Consider the following 22,530-nt stretch of genomic DNA (forward strand, 5'->3'; position numbering starts at 1 on the left):
TGTTTTAGATGATGAAACAATATCATTAAAAACAGGCCTTAGCATTGATGAAATAAAGAAACTAAGATTAAATTAAAATAATTAAGAATTAAAGTAACAGCGATAACATGAGATAGTGGTATTTCTGTTATTTTTTTATTTAAAAAATTATACTTATGATTAATAAATTAAGGCTGAAGTCACCATATGAGTTAATGAAGATAGTAGATATAAAAACATTTTATAAATCAGGTGTATATGATTTAGGTTTTCATGATACAGACTATTTCTACTATGAAATAAAGATTAGATAAAGATATAATATATGAAACAATATAAAACTTGAAGATGGGTCAGGAATAGATATAAGTAGCTCAATGAAAATAAGTATAATAAGTGCTGGTAAATTATCTATAAAAGCAAATAATATAAATTTATCAGCACCAAGTGGTTTGAGTTTAAATTATTATCCAAGTTCAGAAGGAGACAAAGCCGGAAATCCTAAAGGAATAACATTAGATCCGACAAATGTAAGTTTTAAAGTAGAAGAAGCATATTTTGAAGGGAAAATAAAAGAATCATATCCATTTGAACAAGAACCAATTCCAAGTTTTTCATCATCGCCCACCAAAGTAGAGGAACAACAAATTGAGACTGCCCCAAATGAAGATAGAATTGAAAAGGGAAAGAAAACATTCTGGAAAGGTGTTGGAATTGCTTGTTTAGCAGTAGGAATGGTTGCAGTGACTTTGTTAACAGGAGGATTAGCATTAGGTGTTGGAGCTGTATTAATAGAAGGAGCCGGTGTAGCAACGACCCTTCTAGGGGTAGGTGTTATAGGTGGAGCAGTTTTAGGAACTGCTACAGGATTATCAGCAGCCAATAAAGAAGCTGAAATAGCAAGTGCAACAATAGACGAAGGAAAAAATGAAAAAAATAATGGTGAAAAAGGAGTAGATGAAAAAGGATATAATGAGATAAGAGATGGAGAGTTTAATGGTGATGAAAAAGCTTATGAGCAGTACAAAGATGAAGTATGGGGAATGTGGTGCTCAGCAGTAATGATAAATATGACAGCTGCTAGTATGGGATGTGAATTAGCACCATTTGCTATGGCGGTTGATACGATGCTAAGTCCTAAAGTGAATTTTGGAGTTGTAAATAATAATCTGATTTTTGGATATAACGGGAAAAATAGTTCTTACTTTGGAGGAATTGGGAAGGATTTTGGCGGAAATCTAGGAAAAATAGCATTAAATAATAATGGAAAAGGATTTTTATATCAAAGTAATAATAATAAATTTGGTATAATTGGTTTAGCAAGAGAAAATGCAGTTCCTTATAAGCCAGGAATAGTCGCAACAACATCAAGAAATACATTACCAATATAACAACATGCCTAGAATTTCTAATAATGGATTAATGCCTAATAGAGCTACTATTACTTATAGTAATCCATTATTGATAGATGAGGGGGTAAGTAACCCTAGTTTTGCATCTAAGGAAAAATTAGATGGTCACTTTGATAAACATGGGACAGAATTCAAAGGTGAATATAGTAATGCTGATGAATATATTGAAGGGGCTAGAGATGTAATAAATAATGGTTATAAAGTTCAATACAACTATAAAGTAAAAGTAAAGGGAGCGGATGGTAAAATTACAGTTACAGAAGAATTAAGAACAGTATATATGAGGTTTATGGGTACAAACAGTAAGGGCATTGCAAAATTTGAATTTGTTGGTACAAACTTAAATGGTGATATAACAACATATCATACTGAAAGTGGAAAAACATTATGGAAGTTATTGAATGGATCAAATACTGACAAAACAATAAATCCAGTGGATTAAGGAGTGAAAAGTTATGAAATATTTAGTTACAATAGAATCATTTAATGAATTAGTAGAAGAAGAAATTATAGTTAATATTGACGGACAAGAATTAAGATGTTTTATGCCGTATGGAATGGAAAATGGTATAAATATAGGCGATAAATGTAGTGTTGACATAGAAGTTGAGTTTTACGATGATATAGAATTAGAAATTATACAAGAAGATATAAAAAAGATAGAATGTATAGGTGAAACATTTTCTCATTATATTTATGGAAAAGTTGATATAGATAAATGTGTTATAAAATCTTCAATAGAAATTAAATTAGATGAAGATGATTTAATTGAACATGGTTATTGCGATAATCAATATGTAAGATTAAAAGTTGATAGGTTTAATATTGAATTTATATCTTAAATTTAAGTTGTTATACTATTATGGAAGGGTCAGGAAAAGGGATGTTTGTTATTGAAAATACATTCAAAGAATTTATAGAAAAGTTAGATATAAAACATTAATAAAAAGTATTTCTAGGTTCTAATTTTTAAACTTAATTAGAAATGTATTTTAACACATCCAAAATAAACATTTTGGATGTGTCTTTTTTTACTTGAAATTAGAATAATTAATAATATAGTCTATTAATACTGAAGGTATTTATTAAATTTAAGGAGGGATTTTAATAATAAAAGGTATTTAGTTAAAACTAAAGGAATTTAGAGTAAAAGGTAAATTAAATATATGCTTTCTCTCTAGCATGTAAACTACAAATAGAAAGGAATTAATGAATAAATTAAGGTATTCTAACTTACAAAGAGAGTAATGAGATGTCAGACTTTAATGTCGGCTGTAAGGCTATGATGTCTCCGCTACAGCAGTAATAACTGCACCTATTATTATAGGAATGTAGCAATATTGCTAAACAAATTGCATATTCCTCCATTACCTCCTAATTACTAAAAATAATCATAGATTAAAAATATCAAGGTTTCCGAAGGAAGGCTTTAGCCTTTAACCTTTATATTTTTAATTGTGATTATACAATGGCTAGGAGGAAATGGAGATTACATAGCACCCCGTCTCAATTAGAAGTAATTGAGACGGGGTTTATACTAGCATGGAAAGTATTGATTTTACTTGTTTCAATGCTTTACTTTAAGGGGATTTATCTGAAAAAACACTGAAACAAGAGATATAAAAACTTTATAATACTACTCTAAAATAATCTTGACTTTAAAGGGTATCTTTTCATAAAATCTCTTTACACTTTGAAAGGAGGGATTTTATGAAAGACAAATGGAACTTTGATGTTGATGAAAAAACAAACAATATATATAGGAATTTATGTATTCAAATTGATAAGGTATTTAAACACACAAGACAGGGAAGTATCAAAACAAGGTATAGATATCAAGATGGCATGGAGCATTTCGCAAAATTTTTGGCAGAGGTATATAGGAAACAGAATTTAAACAAAATACAAGATAAACACCTACAGGCTTATGTGGAACAAATGCAGGAACTAGGCTACTCAAAGTCTTACGTCACTACAAACCTTTCGGCAATTAGGTATTTTACAGATCTAAATGGTGGAGATAGTAGTAAATTAGCCACTAATAAGGAACTAGCAGTAAATGCAAGGACAAGACAGGATAGAATTGGTGATAATAAGGCGTGGGAAGTTGAAGATGTAAAAAAGTTTATTGATTATGCTGAAACAGTTAGGGAAAAGAAATATGCTGATATGGTAAGTTTAGGATTTAGGTTTGGCTTGAGAATACATGAGGTTGCTAGACTTAATAAAAATGATTTACTAAAGGCTATAAAAGAAAATCATTTAACAGTTAAGGGCAAGGGTGGATTAATAAGAAGTATTCCTATGCAGAAGAATATAAGTCTTATTGAAAGGCTATATAATGAAACTCCAATGGGAGAAAAGATATTTGTTAGGAATGATGAAAAAACACATCAAGTCATTAACAGTCTTCAAGTTTTCATTTTGAGAAATCAGGATAAATTTAGAACGAGCAATGATGGAACAAATAAAAGTTTTCATGGTTTGAGGCATTTATATGCTCAAAATAGATACAAGCAATTTATTAAGGAGGGATTCAATGATAAACAAGCAAGGTTAAAGGTGGCTAAAGAATTAGGACATTTTAGAGAAGAGATTACAGAAGTATATCTCAATTAAAAAAAATTTTTAATTTTATAAAAAAGTTGTTTCATTTCTTGAAATAGCAAAAAAAATTTATATAATGCCTATAAATTTTAAAATTACATTCAAGAACTGGACAGGCTGTTACCCCCTTGCGAGTTTAATCTAACGCTTTAATTGAGGTTGCCGACTTTTCTTGAAGGACTAAAAGGAGTGGTAGTTATGTATGAAAAACATGAAAAATTAAAATATCTCTATGTAGGCATTGATATCCATAAGGAAATACACGTAGCAGTAATAATTGATTGTTGGAATGATAAATTAGGTGAAATAACATTTGCTAACAAACCATCAGCCTTCCCTGAATTTGTAGAAAAGGTTAAAGAATATTGCGAAGAAGGAATAACGCCAGTCTATGGACTGGAGGATGTGGGTGGGAATGGGAGAGCCTTAGCAGTATTCCTAACAGAAACAAACGAAATAACAAAAGAAGTAAATCCAGCATATTCTTCATCTGAGAGAAAAAATAATCCGATGACACAGAAAAATGATAGTTGGGATGCTCAATGCATAGCAAAGGTTTTATTAGATAAACTTAAAACTTTGCCTGATGCTAAACCCGATGATTTATACTGGACTTTGAAGCAATTAGTTGGAAGAAGAAATACTATGGTAAAGGAACTCGCAACTATAAAAATACAGTTGCATAATCAACTTGCTTTACATTACCCAAGTTATAAGAAGTTTTTTAGTGAGATAGATGGTAAAACTGCATTGGCATTTTGGCATAAATATCCTTCACAAAAACATTTGAATAATATATCATTACAAGAATTGAAGGAATTTTTATTGGATAATAGCAATAATTCATGTTCTACACGAAAAGCAGAGCAAATATTGAGTCTTATTAAATCTGATGGAGATACAACAAGAGATTATCAAAGATTTAGGGATGTTCTTATTCAAAGTATGGTAGATGAAATAAAGTTTTTTAAAGAAGAAATAAAGAAAATGGAAAGAGAAATGGGCAAAATTTTGAAGTTATTGGATTATAAATTGTAATCCATGCCAGGTATTGACCTAGTAACTGCTTCAAATCTTATTGCTAATATCGGTGATATACGTAGATTTGCAAACCCTAATAAACTTGCTAAATATGTTGGAATTGCTCCTGTAAAATTTAGTTCTGCGGGAAAAGGGAAAGAGCAAATGAGTGAACAAGGTAGAAGAGAATTAAATGGAGTGTTTTATATGTTAGCATTACAGCAAATACAGTTATCAAAATGTAGCAAAACACCAAGAAATTATATTTTATATGAGTATTATAAAAGAAAATTAGCAGAAAACAAGAGTAAAACTCATGCATTAATGTGTGTAATGAGAAGGCTTGTAAATATAATATATGGAATGATGAAGAATAAAACAGAATATCGAATGGAATATCTTTCAAAGAAATAAGCAAGTTGATATAATGGTGGTAACGAATGGTTGCCACCTTAAATTTTTGAAATTATTTTTCGTTTAGTTGAGGGGGTAAGTAATCCTAAATATAGAGCAGGATATGACAAGCATTTAATTGAAGTAGAAGATATAGTATGGAAGAAAGGAAAAGGTATTGTTGGAGGGCATAATTTAGACCATTTTGAAAATGCATTTAAAAGTAATGGTTGGGATTTAAATGAGTATATAATATCTAAGCAACCTCATCCAACGGTTGACGGTATTTATCAGATAGAGTATAAATTACCTGCAAAAGATGCGGCACAGAATTATGTTGAAGGACAATACAAAAAAGTAGCAACACCTAAAACAGTATATGATCCAAGTAAAATATCTGATAGTCAAATTATAGAGTGGGGAAAAGAAGCAATGGAGAATGGAGTAACTAATGGAAGGGTTAGAGTAGGCGTAGCGTCTAATGGCTTAAAGTTTACAGGATACATTGATGAAGTTACTGGTGAAATAACCAATTTTCATCCTTCATTTTAATAGAGATTAGGAGTGAAATAAAATGATAATAAATAATGAAGATAAAAGTAAGATAAAAGAACTACTAAATTTATATTACTGGATTATAGGAGATGAAAGGTTCCTATCTGTTTTAGATAAGTATAGCAATTGTGAAGGTTTTGGTGTTGAAAATATTTGGTGTTGTTTTTCAAATGAATACGAAGAATGGGAAGAAGATTACTTTGGAGAGAGTGGAGTAGCATATTACTTTGATTATCCAGCAGTAGAAAAAGATTGCACAATCATATTAAATAATGAAGAGTTTTATAAATATCTAGTTGAGACTTGTGAAGAGTATATTAAAAAACATGAAGAAGAAAAAGCAGTTATATATGAATATTTAGATAGAATAAAAATGAATTTAAGTTTATAGATTGAAGAAAAGAGGTTATCGGAAAAACTGATATCCTCTTTTTCTTGAATTTATAGATAGTGATTAGTTAAAGTATGAATAATATATTTGGTATTAATTTATTCATTAAGGAGGCATTTAGAATATGGAATTTATATTGTTTTAAGAAGGAATTTAATTATTAAAAAGAAAGAATGTCAGACTATTGAGTCAGCAGTTATCTGTTTTGACATTACTGCTACGGAAGAATTGACTTCACCTATATGTATATTTGTAGGAAAGTAGTATCATTGCTAAACTAATATAAAAAGCATATCCCACATAGTCTCAATTTTAATTGAGACTATGTGGGATATATTACTTAAAGTATTGTTTTTGCTGGTGTGAAATGATTTTTGCAAAAGAAAAATTAATGAAACACTATGATTATAAATTATTAAAGATAATTTATAAAAAACTTGAAATTTATTAATATGATTTAGAATAATAGTACCAAACCTAGAGAGGGTGTGGTATTTATGAATGATAAATGGAATTTTAGTATGGATGAAAAAACAATGAATATATACAGGAATTTAAATGAGCAAATAGATAAGGTATTTAGACATACTCGTCAAGGCAGTATCAAGACGAGATATCGTTATGAAGATGGAATGAACCATTTTGCTAAGTTTCTAGCGGAAACCTTTAAAAAGCAGAATTTAAACAAAATAGAAAATAAGCATTTACAAGGATATGTTGAGCAAATGCAGGAAAGTGGTTATTCTAAATCTTATATTACTACTAATTTATCTGCAATAAGATTTTTTGTAGATGTAAGAGGTGGTGACAGTAAAAAACTATCTATCAATAAAAAATTAGGGGTATTGCCTAGAACTAGAGAAGATAGAATAGGGAGCAATAAAGCATGGAATGATACAGAAGTTAAAAGATTTATTGAATATGCTAATAACAAGAATGAATTCAGGTATGCTGATATGGTTAATTTGTCATATTCACATGGGCTTCGAGTACATGAAGTTGCTAGGCTTGATAAGAGTCAATTAGGTGATGCGTTAGAAAAAGGTTTTCTAACTGTAAAGGGTAAGGGTGGGTTAATTAGGAGTATTCCTTTAAGTAATAAGGAATTAGTCGAAAGACTTTATAAAGAAACAAAGTCTGGTGAAAAGGTATTTATCAATAAAGAAGAAAAGACACATAAGGTTATAAATAATTTGCAAGTATTTATTTATAACCACAATAAGGAATTTAGAAATAGCGATAAATCATTAACATTTCATGGTTTAAGACATGTTTATGCTCAAAGAAGATATAGGGAATTAACCCAAAAAGGATTTAATGATTATAGTGCAAGGTTAAAAGTTTCTAGAGAATTAGGACATTTTAGAGTAAAAATAACAGATATTTATTTAAGTTAGAAAAATTTAATAAAAAAGTTTACTCATTTCTTGAAATTAGAAAAAGCATTTGTATAATGCAAGAACATAAGTTAATTGCTTTTCAGGAAATGGATAGGCTGTTGCCCCCTTGCGAGTTCATGTAACTAACGCTGTGATTGAGGTTGCCAACATTTCCTGAAGAGTTAATATAAATATAATTTCTAAAGGAGTGTTGATTATGGATGATGGGTCAAATTATGCATTTATAGGTGTTGATGTTCACAAAGAACAGCATACTGCTGTTGTTATAGATTGGTGGACAAGGGTATTGGGAGAGTTTACATTTGAAAGTAAAATTTCAGTGTACCCAGAATTTATAAAGGAATTAAGGGAAAAAATTCCCGAAAACTTAAACTTAATATTTGGACTTGAGGATGTTGGAGGAAATGGGAGAAGTTTAGCAGTTTTTTTAAAGGAAAATAGATATATTGTGAAAGAAGTTAATCCTTCATATTCTTCATCAGAAAGAAAAAGTTATCCTACTACGCTTAAAAATGATACTTGGGATGCAAAGTGCATAGCCGAGGTATTGGTAAAGAAAATAGATATTCTAAAGGAAGCAAATCCAAATGATTTATATTGGACTTTAAAACAATTTGTATATAGAAGAGATTCTATTGTAAAATCATTATCTATAACAAAAATACAACTACATGAACAATTGACAAAAAGTTATACGAGTTATAAGAAGTTTTTTGCTGAAATTGAAGGTAAAACTGCTCTGGCATTTTGGGAAAAGTATCCTTCACCAAGTAAATTGAAAAATATAACTACTAAGGAATTAAAAGAATTTTTGCTAGAAGCGAGTAATAATTCTTGCTCAACAAAGAAAGCAGAAAGTATTTTAAGTTTTATAGCAGGAGATGGAGATACTTTTAGAGAATATCAAGAGCATAGAGATGAACTTGTAAGAAGTTATGTTAGATATATAAGATTTTGTAGGGAAGAGATTGAAGAATTAGAAAGCCATATGAAGAAGATAATATCTAAACTTGATTATAAGCTAGAAACACTGACAGGTGTAGGAATAGTTACTGCATCGCAAATAATAGCGGAGATAGGTGACATTAATAGATTTAAAAGTGCTGATAAATTAGCAAAGTATGCAAGTGTTGCTCCTACTAATTTTTCTTCAGCAGGGAAAGGTAGAGATGTTAAGAGCAAACAAGGAAATAGAAGGCTTAATGGTGTTCTGTTTCTTCTTGCTAAGCAACAAGTTCAATTAACAAAAAATACTGGAAAGCCAAGAAATCCAATATTATATGACTATTATTTAAGGAAAACAGGTGAGAGAAAGTCAAAATCAAAAGTACCAGCCTTAATATGCATTATGAGAAGGCTTGTAAACATAATATACGGGATGATGAAAAACAAGACAGAATATGTTATGGAGTATAGGTGAAATCAAATGTTATAGGTGGTAGTTAAAACTATCACCTTAAACTTTTATTAATTTTCATTTGATTGAGGGGGGAAGTAATCCTAAAAATATTAATGTTGAAGAAGTAACACCACCAGGCTCACAAAATCCAGTGAAAGTATATACAGACGGCTATGCACAAGTAAATAAGGGGAAAATCGAAATTTATATTAGAGGTAAAATTAATAAACCATCTAATTATGATGAATTAAAAGATAGGGTAGCAGAGTTGACAAAGATACAAAATAAAAATCCTTCTGAATTTACTAAAGAAATGAAAAAAGAATTGAAAAAAAGTGAAAGTATAGTTCATAATTATGACCGTTCCCAAGGCATGGGTAAATTGTTAGATGATGCAGGAATAGCAGATACTGCTGAGAACAATGAAATTATAGCAAAAACTGTTTTGGATTCTGCAAAAGAAGCCACACCTAAGAATACAAAAATTAGGAGTACAATTAATATAGGAAATAAACCTGTCATTATTGAAAGTTGGTGGATAATAGATAAAAATGGAACACCGTATTGTAGCACTATTATACTAATTAAAGTAAAATAGGAAAGGAGAATTAGAAAGTGGATGAAGAATATAATTATATAAAATCTAAAAATGTAGAGGAATTGGTAAAAATAATAGATGACTTTAATGATATGGATGCAACCACTGAAGCCATGTTGGAATTATGGGATAGAGATGAAGATACTGCCTTAGAAATGGGAATAAAGTTGTTGAAATGTAATGAGGGAGATGAATATTTTCAGGCAACAATTTTTGATATAATATATGATTCGGATTTTGATAAAGTATTAGAGTGCATTTCTAACAGAAATCATAATATTGGAGGTTATTTATTAAAAGAAATCATGAAAAAAATGACTGATTATTCAAAATATAAATTTGTTCCTAAAGTTGATTTTGTTCCTAAATATGTAGATTATATTTTTAAGCAGTATGGTCAACTTGATTCTATAGAAAAGCAAAAAGTTGCTGAATGTTATAATGAATTTTTAAACGAGTTTAAAGTTATGAAAAATTAAATTATAAAAACACAAAAAGATAAAAATACAAGGACAAGTGAATTATAATGAAAAAACACTAAAATTTGAAGGAATGAAGAATTTAGAAACTGTAGAGATAGAAAATGCTTATCCAGTATTGGAATGGGAGTAGGCTTGTTATGAATGTATATGACGAATTTATTGATACAATGAAACAGAATAATTTAAACAAAGAAGCAGTTATTGATGTATTGAATATATATGTTAATGGAAGTAAATTTCTGCAATACTTAGAAGATTTCAAAAATAAATATGGTGAACGTCGAGAATATCATGGGGTAATTTATTCAGAAGAATATGAACAAGATGATGACGATTATTTTGGAGAAAACAGGGTATTATTTTATTCGGGTGATGATGATGCATACGATATTGTGAATTATGATAAGATGTATAAGTATTTAAGTATTGCATGTGAGTTTTATATTGAAAAGAATGAAGATGAAAAAGAAATAATACAGAAAGAACTTTCATTAATAGAAGAATCATATGGTATAAAGTAAACATATTAAAATGATTAATTTTTTTAGGTATTAAATGAAGTTTATGGAAGAGTGTTAATATTTTATGTGGAAATTACATTGATTTAGATATACATACAGAGATAATAATGAATTAATTGAAAAAATAGTAGCTTTGTTGGAGTATTATAGAAAACTAGGAGAGGGACAAAAAAATAAAGTTAAATGTACATGAAATTGTTGAATAATTGAATGCAAAATTATATATTAACTTAGTATAGTAATGTTAATAAAATATAAAGATTAAATTACTGCATAATATAAATAATGTAGTAAATAGAGAAAAAGGAGGAAGAGTAACAGATAAATTTAAAAAGTAATTTTAGTTGATTAGATTAAAAAATACTTTCTAAAATCTTTACCACCGTATCTCCCTTCTCGCCTTAAAGTAGAAGAAAATATTGTTATAATTGAAATGTCGACACTTCAATAGTGTCGATATTTTTTTATGTGTGCCCAGCATGGGCATTAACTTGACGGCGAAAGTCCGTTGAGGGCTTACTAGCGGGAACCACTAGTCAATGACAAATGTGTCCATCGTGAGGTGGAATCTGAAGGCAGCCGAAGGGATGAAGTATGGGGAATGTGATGCTCAGGAGTAATGATAAATATGACAGCTGCTAGTATGGGATGTGAATTAGCACCATTTGCTATGGCGGCTGATACGATGCTAAGTCCTAAAGTGAATTTTAGAGTTGTAAATAATAATCTGATTTTTGGATATAACGGGAAAAATAGTTCTTACTTTGGAGGAATTGGGAAGGATTTTGGCGGAAATCTAGGAAAAATAGCATTAAATAATAATGGAAAAGGATTTTTATATCAAAGTAGTAATAATAAATTTGGTATAATTGGTTTAGCAAGAGAAAATGCAGTTCCTTATAAGCCAGGAATACTCCCAACAACTCCAAGAAATGCATTACCAATATATAACAATATGCCGAGAATTCCTAATAATGGAGTAATGCCTAATAGAGCTGCTATTACTTATAGTAATCCATTATTGATAGATGAGGGGGGAAGCAATCATACTTGGAAAATTAGTAATAGAACAAAAATATATGAAAATTTACAGAATGAGACTCAGAAAAATTTAAATAAATGGTTGAAAGTAGCTAATGATCCAAAGAATAAAACATTATCTAAAAATAAACTAAAGCCTGCATTTTCAACAAGTTATAATGCAAAAACAGAAAAATATTACAATGCAAGAAATTTAACAAGAGATGAAATAAAGTTGAAGGATGTTGTATATCATCCATATGTAAAAAAAAGAATTGATAGTATTCCTAAGAATATATATGATTCATATGAAAAAATGACAAATGGGGCAGGTACTCATGCAGAGTGTCTTACATTAAATAAATCTATGTTAGATCAATTTTGTATAGAGAATGAAATTCAGAAAAGTGAGCTTACACAAGAATATATAGATAAATTATATAAAGAGTCTCCAGAAAAATTTAAACAAAATCCAAATGATACAATAATTTATGTAGTAAATTCACATAAATTAAATAATAGTGATTTTGCAATACCTGGAAATCCAATGCCTAGATGTCCACATTGTAAATATGTTACATTACATGCTGATGTACTTGATGATGTCTTAGAAAAAGAAAAGGAAATGTATAAGAAAAGGTTCCAAGATTTAATTTTTGATGAATAGAGGTGAATGTAGTGAATATATTATCTAAGGAAGAAATTTTAAGTAAAGGGAAAGAATTTTCAACTGATATAGGATTTGATCCTTATACAGGTCTTTATGTAGAGATGGATACAGAAAGACCATTTAATGGAATAGGATATACACTATTTGGTAATGGTGAAATTGAATCATACACATATTATGTTAATGGTATAGAAGATATTTATACTGTTGAGTTTTATTTTAATGGAAAGCCAATGACATATTGTGATATTAAAAATGATATGGGTAATGGTGAAATTATTAAATGGAATGAGAATGGCATAATGACTTATTGGGCAGAATTTGAAGCTGATGTCAAAAAAAGATATAAAGAATGGAATAATCAAGGTGAATTGATATATGAAAAAAAGGAACCTACAATAGAAGATTTAGAAAAAATAAAGAAAATAAAATTTGAAAAGTAAAATTATAGATGTGGTATTTTTTATTTAGAGCTTATGTATACTCTCATAAAGAGACTGCTTCGATATATTTTATTAAAGAATGAAAAATGAGGTAAGAATAAATAAAATGAAAATTAACTTTATTCATGATTTTAATCTGAATTCTGAAGAAGAATTCTTTAAAATCCAAAAAAGACTAGCTAAAAACATTACATTAAGAAATAGTTTTTATATCGATGATATAAAAACATGTGCAGGTGTTGATCTTGCATATTGGATAAAAGATGAAGAAGAGTATGCTACATGCTGTATAGTAATAATTGATTATAAAACTAAGCAAGTATTAGAGAAAGTATATAGTTATGGTAAGGTTAATGCACCATATATACCAGGATACTTAGCTTTTAGAGAATTGCCATTAATAATTAAAGCGGTTGAAAAATTAAAAATAGAGCCTGATATTTTTATATTTGATGGAAATGGATATTTACATTTTAATCATATGGGAAGTGCAACACATGCTTCATTTTTCCTAAACAAACCAACAATAGGTGTAGCAAAAAGTTATCTTAAAATAAAAGGAACAGATTTTGAAATGCCTAAAGAGGAAATGGGATCATATAATGATATAATCATAGAAGATGAAGTTTATGGAAGAGTATTAAGAAGTAGAAGCAATGTTAAACCAATATTTATTTCATGTGGAAATTACATTGATTTAGATACAAGTACAGAGATAATGATAAATTTATTAAATAAAGAAAGTAGAATTCCAATTCCAGTAAGATTAGCAGACTTAGAGACACATATTGTAAGAGAAAAATTAGAAAATATATAATACAAAGAATATTTATTTTTAATAAAAGATAAAGAATTAGAACAAAAATTTGAAGAGTATAAAAGAGAAAGAGGAGGTGCTGTAAGAATGACTGTTGATCAAATAAGACAAAAATATTATGAACAAAAAGGGGAAGAGAAAGGAATCCAAAAAGGAAAAATTGAGATTGCTAAAAATTTACTAGATGTTTTAGATGATGAAACAATATCATTAAAAACAGGCCTTAGCATTGATGAAATAAAGAAACTAAGATTAAATTAAAATAATTAAGAATTAAAGTAACAGCGATAATCAGAAATGGTGATATTGCTGTTATTTTTTTAAGAATAATGTGCTAGGCAGTTGCTATTGAAAAAAGTCATCAATTCAGATTTCTTAATTTTTTTATTAAGAAAAATAAATTAATGACTTTTTTATAACTTTTATTAAGTGATTTTTAATAATGAATTTAAATTAGTATATTTTGGTGCTTTAGTTTGAGAATGTTTGTGTTCCCATATATTTATTATTATTTTTGTCATAAATAACACCTATACCAACTTTGTTATATGAAGGATTCATCATATTTTTTCTATGTCCTTCAGAATTCCACCATTGGTTAAATAATTCAACTGGATCATATGTGTTATATGCAATATTTTCACCAGTTGTACTATATTTATATCCTATTGTTTGTAACCAGTTTGTCCATTTAGTTCCGTCTGGATTTATATGATCAAAATAATTATATTGAATCATATGGTTACTCTTATATCTAGCAACTTGTAATAAAGTGTTATCCATAGTTAATGGCTTTAAACCAGCTTGTACTCTTTTTTCATTCATTAACTGAAGAATTTTATTTTCAGCATTACTTTGAATACTTATAGAATACTTTTCAGGTAATTTACTTAATCCTGCTACATTTACAGAATCACCAGATTTAGTTGTACTTTGATTTCCAGTATTATTTACTGGTTTTTCAGGTGTAGTTGTAGCTTTATTTTCAGTTTTATTTGTATTTTTTGACTTGTTTAATTCTGTGCTAGTTTCAGGCACATTTGGAACTTTTGTATCAGCTACTTCTTTGTTATCAGTTGAGGTATTTGGAGTTTTTGAATCTGTTGCTCCATTATTATTTGATACTGTTGAATCATTTGATCCCTTGTTAACTACAGGTATTGTTGTATCGTTTGATTTATTATTAGTGATCACTGAATTATTAGTGTTAGTTGGATTTGTCATCCATCCAAATTGTAAATTACAGCTTGTCTTATTATTCTTTATATAATCATTTAAATAATCTTCTAATTTAATTTTTCCATTTGAATCTAAGCAGAACCAAGTTCCATAAACTTTGCTCCAACTTTTAGTAATAGTACAATCATTAGTAGTAGTTTTTACTGCTGCGGATACCCCTAATGGATTTAGGCTTGTAATTATTGCTACTGCTACAAGACCTCCTAATATTCTTCCTAAAAAAGCTTTCTTCATTAGTTTCTCTCCCTCGCTATTTATTTTTAGATGTGTATTTAAATTTAAATATACTCATTTTTGTTAAATATTTTTTGGTATATTCAAATTTGTTTCACTATCTGTGCTTCTTATACTAACATATATGTGACATTTTTCAACCAATGAATAAGAGCATTTAAATAAATTAGCTTATTTTTATATTAATTTCTTTAATAATTCTAAAGAATACTCCTTTGTTTTGTATTTGTTTTTAAATTAAATTAAAAATATTTAAATAATATTTGAATTTATTGTTTTTTGAAAAATGATAATTAAGGTTTAAGTATAAAATTAAAGCATTGATAGTAGAACTAACTATCCAATTAATATTGAATTTAGACAACCTGAGATATATTAATATATTTACTTAAAAAATAAAAATATACATATGTATTATAATATGGAAAAAATATTATATTTAAAATCTGAAATTGTAAAATTGAATTCTAGTGTAAGTGTATTTAATTACTAGACTTGTGCAGTTATTTGGACATATATTCCAAAAGCCAATATTCTATTATTTTTAAGCATAAATTTTAGAATTAAATAGACTTTAACTCATTATATTTGAAAAATAAACCAAATTAATATAAAAGATTGAGTAGAGCATATCTAAAATTTATTCTTTCATATTTAATAAACCTTGATTTTAAGCTATTTGATAAAATTTCTCAATTTAGTGCACAAGTCAAGTTAATTATTATATATATGTTGTAATATGATTTCTACAATTAAATTTTAACTTAATTTGGAGTTACCATTAACAATATGATTTAAATGAATGTAGAATTTAAATTTTAATATATATAATCTTTTATTAGTGGAGATGATTAATTAAAGATGGTGATTCTTATTACACAGGATGGAAAATTATTGATGGAAAGAACTATTATTTTGGAGAAGATGGATATATGGTTCATGATACAATAATTAATGGATGTAAAATAGGATCTGATGGAGCAAGTATCCAGACAAATATTCAAAGTAAAAAAAATCAAAATTCAAATCTCTTTGATGTTGATGTAAGCATTAAACTTAATATTCACCTTGATGATATTTTTAATAAATTTACTCAAATAAAAAAGAGGTAATCTAAAATTTAGATTACCTCTTTTTACCTTAAGCAACATTGAATTTTTTGATTTCTCTTTGAGTTAATTGTGCAGAATCAATATTTTTGAATAGTCTACCATTAACTGTGGTTAAAAAATATATGTCTAAAAGGGACTAAACAATGTCAATGTAGAGCGTACAAATTAATTATTATAGCTTAAACTAATATTATAGATATAGAGATAATAATTATCATTATCGAATATTAAGAAAGATTGATTAATTCAGCATAATTAAAAACTATAAAAAGTTCGCTATGTTTTAAAACAGTGTTGATATTTTAGTATAAGGGCGAACTGGCATTGGAATTTACTTTTTAGAACTCTTAAGTAAGAGTCAAAATTTTATATTTTGTCCCTCGAACTTACTGGACGAATATACATGAGTCAAGTTTCCTATTTGATCTCTGTCCATGAGCTTTATACTACAATATCAACATTCACTTGAAACATAGCCATTTAAAAAGACAGAGTAAAAAAACTCTGCCTAAAATATATCTTTTAAATTTATTTTTAAATCAGTAAATACAGTTGATGTATAATCATCATCATTTTTATATACATTAACTATTTGATAAGCTCCATCTATCAATGCATGTTGAACAATAAAACCATTCTGCTCTACAAGATTATATTCTAATACTCCAAATTTTTCATAGGTATCATATTTTCTACCCTTATCAAATTTTGCAGTAGATTTAGATAATATCTCAAAAATGATTTTTGGAGGAGATATAAAACTTTCTCCTTTTTTACTGGCATCATCACATACAACAAATATATCTGGCTTATATTTTCTAAGATCGTCTTTATAATTAAATATAACTTCTATTTGCTCATCATATGCTTGACATTTTGAACCTTTTAGATAGATAGAAAATTCAGTTAAAATATTTCTTTTTATTTGATTATGCCTTATTGATGTATTTGAACTTAAAAATATTAAACCATTATCAAATTCTGCTTTACCATCATAATGAGATTGAATATCTTCAAATTCTTCCTCAGAATAATAGTTAATATAATCATAATTCATAAAAACGACCTCCAAAATTTTAATAGTATCATCTTTTTTCATTATAACAAAATAGATAAAGTATTGTAAGCCATTAATTAATGCAAGTATAAGTAGTGGACAAAATTGAAACAGATTGTATTTTCACTCCTGATTTAGAGGGTTTACAAAATGGCTATAAAAAGCTGTGACAGAAACTTAGCAGTGTTCTTGACAGAATTTAAAAACTGTAATACCTTTATAAAAAAGGTTACTGATAGGCATTACTTTTTGCCATGTGCAAGGTAGCTTATATAGTAGACTTTTACTTTATTTATAGATTATGATTATTTGACTATAAACAGTTTATAAAGGATGACTACAAGGAAGTTATACAATATTTAAAGGAGTTATGTATATGGAAAATGATAATTCTTTACTTTATGCTTGTTGGATAAATGATATTGAGATTATAAAGGAAAAACTTGTAGATGTAAAACCAGCGCAGTTAAAGAAAAGTATACAGTAAACCAAGAAAATCTTTCCTTTGTAGATATGTTGGCAACTCAAAAGGCTATGTAAAGAGTATATGCAGTTTATCGTTTAAAGATTGTTCTAAAAATAATCTCAGGCGAACTTATATAATATACAAGGAGAGATGAATTCAATGAATGATAAAATGGTGAATAATATTAAAATGAAATATAAAGCCGCAAAAAATAATTTCTCAAAAATAATGGCAGATGTTCAGTTAAAATGTGTAAGTACCGTTATTAGCAAAGGTTTATTGTATAATGTACTTCCATATGAAAATGAGCTACATGGATATAAGGTAAAAGGAAAAAAGATTGCTGAGCCAATATGTAAGAATGATTGTTATGGATATTCCTTTGATGAGCAAGGGCGTATTATTCTCGTGGAGGAAATGAGTGAGTTTTTGGGACATTTTCACTATGCAACTATGTATTTTTATCATGATGATATGATAGAAACAATGTATTGGGAGGCTGATACCCTTTATAATGTTACAGTTTACTTATTAGGAGAGAATGGTCCTACAGAAGTTTATTTTTGTAGTGATAAGAGTGAAGCATACAAGGAATATTATTATGAAAATGCCTGCCTTATGAAGATTGCATCCAAAACAAAAGGTGACACAACAGAGATAGGAATTGATTTTAATTTCTTTTATAAACAAAATGGTATTTTGCAAAAAATTATTAGAAGTTGGGACAGTGGTGGCACAGAAGTGGTTTATACTACTGATAAAATTAACTATAAAAGGTTGGAACAAAGGCTTTTGAATGAAATGGAAAAATCCATTTTAGATTTTACAGAACAAAATTCAGATAAGAAAATTACGTTAATGGCTTTCATGTGTTATCCCGGTCATGGATATCTTTCATTATCTGCTGATACTTGTGATTGTGTGGATAAGAATTCTCCTGCTGATTGGGAGTATGCGGATTTTGCCAGTAGTAACTTAGTAGATATACCATTAGATGATAAAGAAGAAGAAAAGGTGTTGACTACTATTGCAAAGGTTGCAGATACTCTTACAAAGTTAACTGTTTTTTCAAAATTATCTAAAGCAGACGGATTCTATTGTACTATGTTTAATCACGATGAAGAATATATTGAGAAGACTAATCCAAAGTTGAAAAAACTGTTGAGAGATAATCCATACTTTATTCATAGCAAATAAGCATTAAAATTTATATTTGACAAATGGAGATGATAATAATAGAAAAGACTTATCGAGATAATAATGCAACGCTGAATATTTGGAAAATAATTGTAGATTTTATATTTGATTAAAAAGAAAGGAAGTGAAAGATAGAATGGAAATAAAAGTTCCTACTTATTTGAATGGTTTTGTAAAGGATTTGATTATTTGGCGTTATCTTTTGTTAGCGCAAACGGAAAAACCATTCAATTTGCTGATTTTGAGTTGGCTTAATTCATTATATGGCACAGTTTATTAATCATATACTAAAAGGAGCTTTTTGAAATTTTGTAGATTTAAGTTTGAAAGAAACTCTTAAGTAATATAAAAACAATTACTATTATGGTTAATTTTGACTTTGAAAAATTAATTAACTATTATTTATATATAACTATAAAAGGAGTATATAAATATGAAATCAAAACTAATAATAATCTTAGTGATTTTATCATTAGGAATTACAAGTATATTAGATGGATGTAATAATACAACAATGACTACTAATTCAGAAAACAAAACGGATTTATCTGATAATCAAACAATAAATGATTCTGATAGTAAAAAGACAAGCAGTATAGAAAATGAAACTAAAGATGATACTTCAAAGAAAGTAGTAGATACAACTAAAGAAAAAGAAACTTCTAAAAATTCAACAAAGAAGTCAAATGAATATGAAATAACAAGTGAAATTTACACTAAAAATAATGTTAAAATTAATTATCCTCAAATAAAAAATTTAAATGATTCTGAAAAACTTAAATCAATTAATAAAGATTTACAAGAAGAAGCATTAAATAGTTTATAAAGGAGAAAGTAATGTAAAAGGGGCAGCACATCCAACTTCAATTTTTTATACAACTAATATAAGTGTGGAAAAAGGAAGTAGCATAAGACTTTCAGATTATGCAAATATAAATGATGTATTAAAAAAATTAAAAGATTCAAACAATATTAAGGTTCTTGCTAAAAATGATGAATTAGCAGAAGCACAAAGAAACTTTCTTTTAAATATTGAGGATGATAAATTAACTCATATGCTTAAAAATGCTGATTTTTATAAATCAAATGGAAAGATACAAAGTCCTAAAGAAGGAACATATAGCTATCTTGATAAAGATAGAATAGTAATTAGTGTACAAGTTAATCATGCCATTGGAGATTATGGAGAATTTAAATTGGTTAATTAATTAAATAGAAATTAACGTTATGTTTTTAGTGAATGTTGATATTTTAGCCAAATGTCAGTTTAGACGTATACTAAAATATCAACACTGTTTTAAAAGATATTCTATTTATAAAACATCTTTATAAGGTGTATAGATTAAATTTCCGTCACCATCAACACTTACTATAAAATCTTTAATTATTTGAATAAATTTCCCATTATATTCAACTTTATTTCCATTAATTAAATTTTTGACAGATCCTTCTAAGTTGTTATTAGTTAATATTTGATTTTCATCATTAAAGAATATTTGATCTTTATTTATAGTTGAATCAATATTTAGTTTTTTCCAAGTTAAGATATCTTCATTAAGTTTACCGTAAAGCACACTGGTTATGTTATCACCATCAATTTCTCCTACATATATCATGTCATTTTTATCTATATCTAGCAATGTAAGTTTATTAGAATTAAAATTTAATTGTTTATTAGGAGTTGTAGCAAAAATTTTGTTATTTATCTTATTTTGATAAACTAATCTATCTTCATGAGGAATTACCTTTATATTTCCTATAACTTCAGCATTGATATCAATTTGACTTAAATCATTATTTCTATCTATTCTATAAACTGTACTTTGTATTCTATTTTTATTTATATGTATATAATATACACCTGTAAGAACAGAGGTAGTTATATTTTCTACTTCAAGATTTTTTTTAAAGTTACATATATCTTGTACAAAAGTTTTAGAATCATTTTTAACATCATACGTTATAAGCTGCAATTTTTCTTTTTCATCTTTTTTGACCTTTTCTACTATAGCAATTATATTTCTATTATTTAGCCATGTGTAGCACATAACTACTTCATTATCTTCGGTTTTAAATTCATTTGAATTACCTGTTTTGGTATCTTCAATATTTAAAGTTTTTTCTTTTAAATATGTTATGTATTTACCATCATATGATAGATTAATATTATTTACACCACTTGGAATATTTCCTTTAATGTCATCTGACGTATATTTATTAACATTAATTTTTTTACTTTTAAATTCTGATGAAGTGATAAATACAAAGTTATTTAATATATATAACCCAGTTGTTTGTAATATTAAAGATAACATTATCCAAACAATTATTTTTTTCATATTTTGTCTCCTTAAGTTTATTTAACAATCACTGCTGTTGGAATAGGTCTTTCACCCATACTGTTTGATACATGATTAATAATTTCATCATTATAATACATGGTTGTAGATTTTCCACCGTCTAAGTTAATTGCATTAATAGCTCCTAATTTATATATTACTTCCTGTATCTCGTCATATGTTGCACCTAAACTTGTAAGATTTCTTCCATCTATAACCATAAGAATTATTGTACCATCTTTTTTTTGCCCAATTACTGTTCTTGGTGCTATTCCTCCATCTACAGTAATATCAGTCTTCTTTCCATTTATTACAAGTGCAGGACCGAAGCTTAATGCTTCTTGGACTCCTAATTCTTTAAGATCATTTTCTGAATACTTACCTACAATTAATATTCCATCTTTGGTTATTCCAAATAGATCTGTTTTATCGTCTTTATCTAAGCTACTATATATGGTTTCTCCATTACTTATTACAAGTCCATCAGGATATGCTCCAGTACCTGTCCAATTAACTGATGTCTTATCAATAAAAGCTCCTCCATTAATAGCTGCAACAGCATCATTATGTTCAGCAATTTCAGAGGTGGTTTCACCTTCTGTTCCTAATTTAGAGCTAGTACCTATTTTTATTCTTGTTGGATCCTTTATAAGAAGATAATATCCTTTAAACTTAGGATTATCAGTTATATTATAAAGTTCGATTGTATCATCTTTATTCTTCGAAATCTTTATGTCATTAACATTAGTTGTTTCATTATTTGCCTCAGATGATTCTTTACCTATAATATTATTTATTTGCTCATCTGATAAAAACCATTTAGCTAAATATTGATGACTCATAGTTTTCATTGCAGATCCAACATATGCTCTTTTTGCATTTTCAAATGGTCCATATAGAAGTAAAAAAGGAAATGTACATGCAGTAAACATAAATTCAAACAGTAGAAATAATATAGTACTAGATAAAATTTTTTTCCATTTATTTGGTTGAAGTTTTGAAATTTTTTCTTTTTTCTTTATATTCATTAAATACTCCTTACTATGAAATTTTGGCTATGTTTAAAAATAAGTCTGATATTGTAGTATAAACAGAATTCTTATCATCAGATACAGTGTGTCTTTGGCTGATGGTTAGAAGTCGTTATACAGAAGTTAGTAGCTGTTATGAAATCACATA

General features: G+C 27.7%; 23 protein-coding genes and 1 pseudogene. 20 read left to right on the forward strand and 4 right to left on the reverse strand.

Annotated elements, in window-relative coordinates; all coding sequences use genetic code 11:
- Positions 1–356: 356 nt before the first annotated feature.
- The 16 genes and pseudogenes from KYD98_RS17395 to KYD98_RS17470 all read left to right on the forward strand — a co-directional run bounded on the left by KYD98_RS17395 (position 357) and on the right by KYD98_RS17470 (position 13,968).
- Entirely contained in the window at positions 357–1,370 is a 1,014-nt protein-coding gene (locus tag KYD98_RS17395; RefSeq protein ID WP_219781325.1) for a phage holin family protein, read from the forward strand.
- Between the two features lie 31 nt (positions 1,371–1,401).
- Positions 1,402–1,833 (forward strand): hypothetical protein, encoded by a 432-nt coding sequence (locus tag KYD98_RS17400; protein WP_219781326.1) that lies wholly within the window; start codon positions 1,402–1,404, stop codon positions 1,831–1,833.
- A 13-nt stretch (positions 1,834–1,846) separates the two neighbouring features.
- Positions 1,847–2,233 carry a UCP019853 family protein gene (locus KYD98_RS17405; protein ID WP_219781327.1) on the forward strand — a complete coding sequence of 129 codons (387 nt, stop codon included), beginning with the start codon at positions 1,847–1,849 and terminating at the stop codon, positions 2,231–2,233.
- An 868-nt stretch (positions 2,234–3,101) separates the two neighbouring features.
- On the forward strand, positions 3,102–4,010 hold the full coding sequence (locus KYD98_RS17410; protein WP_219781328.1) for a tyrosine-type recombinase/integrase: 909 nt from the start codon (positions 3,102–3,104) through the stop codon (positions 4,008–4,010).
- Between the two features lie 186 nt (positions 4,011–4,196).
- A pseudogene (locus KYD98_RS17415) lies at positions 4,197–5,432 on the forward strand (IS110 family RNA-guided transposase).
- A gap of 132 nt (positions 5,433–5,564) precedes the next feature.
- Positions 5,565–5,963, forward strand: coding sequence for a CdiA family toxin C-terminal domain-containing protein (locus tag KYD98_RS17420; RefSeq protein ID WP_308462474.1), 399 nt, complete (start codon positions 5,565–5,567; stop codon positions 5,961–5,963).
- Between the two features lie 22 nt (positions 5,964–5,985).
- Entirely contained in the window at positions 5,986–6,357 is a 372-nt protein-coding gene (gene cdiI, locus KYD98_RS17425) for a ribonuclease toxin immunity protein CdiI (RefSeq protein ID WP_219781329.1), read from the forward strand.
- A gap of 497 nt (positions 6,358–6,854) precedes the next feature.
- Positions 6,855–7,754: a tyrosine-type recombinase/integrase gene (locus KYD98_RS17430; protein ID WP_219781330.1), complete on the forward strand. Its 900-nt coding sequence runs from the start codon at positions 6,855–6,857 to the stop codon at positions 7,752–7,754.
- Positions 7,755–7,953: 199 nt separating this feature from the next.
- Positions 7,954–9,177: an IS110 family RNA-guided transposase gene (locus KYD98_RS17435; RefSeq protein ID WP_219781331.1), complete on the forward strand. Its 1,224-nt coding sequence runs from the start codon at positions 7,954–7,956 to the stop codon at positions 9,175–9,177.
- 58 nt (positions 9,178–9,235) lie between these two features.
- Complete coding sequence (locus tag KYD98_RS17440) at positions 9,236–9,754, forward strand: hypothetical protein (protein ID WP_219781332.1); 519 nt, start codon at positions 9,236–9,238, stop codon at positions 9,752–9,754.
- A gap of 17 nt (positions 9,755–9,771) precedes the next feature.
- Complete coding sequence (locus KYD98_RS17445; RefSeq protein ID WP_219781333.1) at positions 9,772–10,233, forward strand: hypothetical protein; 462 nt, start codon at positions 9,772–9,774, stop codon at positions 10,231–10,233.
- Positions 10,234–10,373: 140 nt separating this feature from the next.
- On the forward strand, positions 10,374–10,757 hold the full coding sequence (cdiI, locus tag KYD98_RS17450) for a ribonuclease toxin immunity protein CdiI (protein ID WP_219781334.1): 384 nt from the start codon (positions 10,374–10,376) through the stop codon (positions 10,755–10,757).
- 619 nt (positions 10,758–11,376) lie between these two features.
- Positions 11,377–12,444, forward strand: a complete 1,068-nt coding sequence (locus KYD98_RS17455) for a YwqJ-related putative deaminase (RefSeq protein WP_219781335.1) — start codon at positions 11,377–11,379, stop codon at positions 12,442–12,444.
- A gap of 11 nt (positions 12,445–12,455) precedes the next feature.
- Positions 12,456–12,890: a toxin-antitoxin system YwqK family antitoxin gene (locus KYD98_RS17460; RefSeq protein ID WP_219781336.1), complete on the forward strand. Its 435-nt coding sequence runs from the start codon at positions 12,456–12,458 to the stop codon at positions 12,888–12,890.
- Positions 12,891–12,996: 106 nt separating this feature from the next.
- A complete protein-coding gene (locus KYD98_RS17465; protein ID WP_219781337.1) occupies positions 12,997–13,707 on the forward strand; it encodes an endonuclease V in 711 nt (236 codons plus the stop codon).
- An 87-nt stretch (positions 13,708–13,794) separates the two neighbouring features.
- Positions 13,795–13,968 (forward strand): hypothetical protein, encoded by a 174-nt coding sequence (locus tag KYD98_RS17470; protein ID WP_219781338.1) that lies wholly within the window; start codon positions 13,795–13,797, stop codon positions 13,966–13,968.
- 210 nt (positions 13,969–14,178) lie between these two features.
- Here KYD98_RS17470 and KYD98_RS17475 read toward each other — a convergent pair whose 3' ends face one another.
- A complete protein-coding gene (locus KYD98_RS17475; protein ID WP_219781339.1) occupies positions 14,179–15,180 on the reverse strand; it encodes a CAP domain-containing protein in 1,002 nt (333 codons plus the stop codon).
- Between the two features lie 854 nt (positions 15,181–16,034).
- Between KYD98_RS17475 and KYD98_RS17480 the strand changes: the two genes are divergently transcribed.
- Positions 16,035–16,292: a hypothetical protein gene (locus KYD98_RS17480; protein ID WP_219781351.1), complete on the forward strand. Its 258-nt coding sequence runs from the start codon at positions 16,035–16,037 to the stop codon at positions 16,290–16,292.
- Between the two features lie 508 nt (positions 16,293–16,800).
- On the opposite strand, the gene KYD98_RS17485 is transcribed toward KYD98_RS17480, so the two are convergent.
- A complete protein-coding gene (locus tag KYD98_RS17485; protein ID WP_219781340.1) occupies positions 16,801–17,349 on the reverse strand; it encodes a Uma2 family endonuclease in 549 nt (182 codons plus the stop codon).
- A 625-nt stretch (positions 17,350–17,974) separates the two neighbouring features.
- On the opposite strand from KYD98_RS17485, the gene KYD98_RS17490 reads away from it, so the two are divergent.
- The 3 genes from KYD98_RS17490 to KYD98_RS18340 all read left to right on the forward strand — a co-directional run bounded on the left by KYD98_RS17490 (position 17,975) and on the right by KYD98_RS18340 (position 20,220).
- Positions 17,975–19,012: a hypothetical protein gene (locus KYD98_RS17490; protein WP_219781341.1), complete on the forward strand. Its 1,038-nt coding sequence runs from the start codon at positions 17,975–17,977 to the stop codon at positions 19,010–19,012.
- Between the two features lie 433 nt (positions 19,013–19,445).
- Positions 19,446–19,838, forward strand: coding sequence for a hypothetical protein (locus KYD98_RS18335; RefSeq protein ID WP_258049910.1), 393 nt, complete (start codon positions 19,446–19,448; stop codon positions 19,836–19,838).
- A 64-nt stretch (positions 19,839–19,902) separates the two neighbouring features.
- On the forward strand, positions 19,903–20,220 hold the full coding sequence (locus tag KYD98_RS18340; RefSeq protein WP_258049911.1) for a hypothetical protein: 318 nt from the start codon (positions 19,903–19,905) through the stop codon (positions 20,218–20,220).
- 105 nt (positions 20,221–20,325) lie between these two features.
- Here the strand turns inward: KYD98_RS18340 and KYD98_RS17500 are convergent, their stop codons facing one another.
- Complete coding sequence (locus KYD98_RS17500; RefSeq protein WP_219781342.1) at positions 20,326–21,351, reverse strand: dipeptidyl-peptidase IV; 1,026 nt, start codon at positions 21,349–21,351, stop codon at positions 20,326–20,328.
- 17 nt (positions 21,352–21,368) lie between these two features.
- Complete coding sequence (locus KYD98_RS17505) at positions 21,369–22,379, reverse strand: phosphodiester glycosidase family protein (protein ID WP_219781343.1); 1,011 nt, start codon at positions 22,377–22,379, stop codon at positions 21,369–21,371.
- Positions 22,380–22,530 lie beyond the last annotated feature (151 nt).

The sequence above is a fragment of the Clostridium weizhouense genome (genome assembly GCF_019431045.1).
Taxonomy (GTDB): domain Bacteria; phylum Bacillota; class Clostridia; order Clostridiales; family Clostridiaceae; genus Clostridium; species Clostridium weizhouense.